Annotated in this window: 1 protein-coding gene; it reads right to left on the bottom strand. The window is 73.9% G+C overall.

The genetic code is table 11. From position 1 onward, the window contains the following. A partial coding sequence (locus tag ACMGEZ_RS29715; RefSeq protein ID WP_436825868.1) for a condensation domain-containing protein occupies positions 1-589 on the bottom strand: 589 nt, incomplete at both ends.

Below are 589 nucleotides of genomic sequence, written 5' to 3'. Positions count from 1 at the left end.
CCTCGTGCTCAGCCTGCGCGCCGTAGCGGTAGTTCAGCAGCGCCGAGAACAGCGGCGTGCCCGCCGCCAGCGCGCTGCAGCGCTGCGCCAGCGACAGGCTCGCATGTTCGTGGTGCAGCAGCTGCGCCAGCCCCGCATGCACCTGCCGCAGGCATTCGCCCACGCCCTGCGCGCCCAGCCGCACCCGCAGCGGCAGCGTGTTGATGAACAGGCCCAGCGCGCGCTGCGCCTCCTCGCCCGACTGCATGCGCCCGAACAGCACGGTGCCGAACACGACGTCCTCGCGCCCTGTCACCCGCGCCAGCACCAGCGCAAAGGCCAGGTGGAACAGCGTGGCCGCGCTCACGCCGTGGCGCTGCGCCTGCCGGCGAACGTCTGCCGCCAGCGCCTCGTCCAGCCGCAGCCGCGCCTCCTTCGCCTGGGTGCCGTCGCCCTGCACGTCCAGCAGCTCGAAGGGCGCGGTGGGTGATTCCACGTCGCCCAGCATCTGCCGGAAGAAGGCCTCGTGCTCGGCCCGACTCACCCCCAGGCGCGCCTGCGCCACGAAGCGCCGGAAGGGCACCGGCTCGGGCAGCGCCTCTTCGCGGCC

Origin of the sequence: Variovorax stachyos (genome assembly GCF_051400855.1) — a bacterium.
In the GTDB taxonomy this organism is placed as follows: domain Bacteria; phylum Pseudomonadota; class Gammaproteobacteria; order Burkholderiales; family Burkholderiaceae_C; genus Variovorax.
Note: the sequence above shows the minus strand (reverse complement) of the source record. Positions and strands in the feature narration are given on the sequence as shown.